At 34.8% G+C, this 1,466-nt stretch carries 1 pseudogene; it reads left to right on the top strand.

The features are described from left to right. Nucleotides 1-281 precede the first annotated feature (281 nt). Nucleotides 282-1,437: pseudogene (locus tag MICAI_RS24130) on the top strand (ISL3 family transposase). The last annotated feature ends 29 nt before the right edge of the window (nucleotides 1,438-1,466 follow it).

The raw sequence follows: 1,466 nt of genomic DNA, 5'->3' as shown, positions 1-1,466 counted from the left end.
TTAATATAAGGTTTTGCTTTTTTCTCAATTCTTAGATTGAAGTGGAAAAAAGAATAAAATGTGATCTTAGGTCAGGAAATCATCGGCTCTTCTGGTTTCTGTGTGGAAATGAGGTCTATACTGATGGGTTTTTCCATAAAATAGTCCTAAAAGTGTTGCCTAGTAAGCATTTCACGATTCCATAAGCAAAAATTATCACACAAAGTCGAGAAGAGCCAATCAGGCTCTTCTAGGTTCTGTGTGAGCATGGTATAATAGTAACACAGAACAGGAGGTGGGTTATGTGGATAAATTTTGATCAACTCCTCGATTTACCAAATGTAACAGTGGTCAATTATCAAAAAATTGCTCAGACAATTTTCCTAAAGCTCGCTCTTTTAAATGAAACAATTGAATGTCCGAATTGCCATCAAACCTTGGACAGAATCAATCAGACAGAGTATAATCTAGTCAGAGATTTGTCAATATTAGGCAATCCGGTATATTTAGAAGTACCACGCCGCCAGTTTCATTGTCAAAAGTGTCAAAAGTATATCAGCGAAAGACTGAGTTTTATGAGATTAAGACAGCATCATACAATTCGCTATGAATCGATGATTTATGAGAGAGTAAAAAATTGTAGCATCGAAGAAATAAGTCGAGAAGAAGGGTTAGGATGGGAAGAAGTTGAGTTAATATTTAATCACTGTGCTAAAGAACTAGAAAAGGAAGAGTGGGAAGCACCAGAACGAATAAGCTTGGATGAATTTAGTAACTTAAAAGGACATAAAGATTTCATAACAACGGTCGTAGATCTGGACAAAAAAAATTTTACTAGATGTGATTAAAGGACATAAGCAAGAAGAATTAATGGAAGCCTTAAAAGCACAACCAGAAGCAATTCGGGAGAAAGTGAAAGAAGTGAGCGTCGATATGTGGTCAGGATTTACAGCAGTGATCAAGGAATTATTTCCCAATGCTAAAATCATCTATGACCGTTTTCATGTAATGGATATCATCAATGACGAGCTTAATAAATTGAGAAAGTTAATGGGGGTGCATGAAAAAGGATTACCTCATTTATTATGGAAGAATAAAGAGGACTTAAAGGACGAGCAAAAACAACAACTAGAAGTTATCTTAAAAGAACATCCCTGCTTGGGAATAGCCTACGAAATGAAAGAAGAAATTAGACAAATTTATCAAGGGTGTAGAACGTTCAGAGGTGCTGAGAGAAAATTGGAAAAATGGATAAGAATAGGCGGAATATTATATCAAAGTAGTGCCAGTATGATCCAGAAGCATTTGCCTGGTATTTGTAATTACTTTGAAAATCATACAACCAACGGATTAATTGAGGGAATGAATACCAAAATAAAGCTTATTAAAAGAATAAGTTATGGATTTACCAATTTTGAACATCTTCGACTTAAGCTGTTTGCTTGCTTTAATTCATAACAAAAATTAACACACGAAAACCAGAAGAG

The sequence above is a fragment of the Microcystis sp. T1-4 genome (assembly GCF_000297435.1).
GTDB lineage: Bacteria > Cyanobacteriota > Cyanobacteriia > Cyanobacteriales > Microcystaceae > Microcystis.
This window is presented reverse-complemented; position numbering and strand designations above follow the sequence as displayed.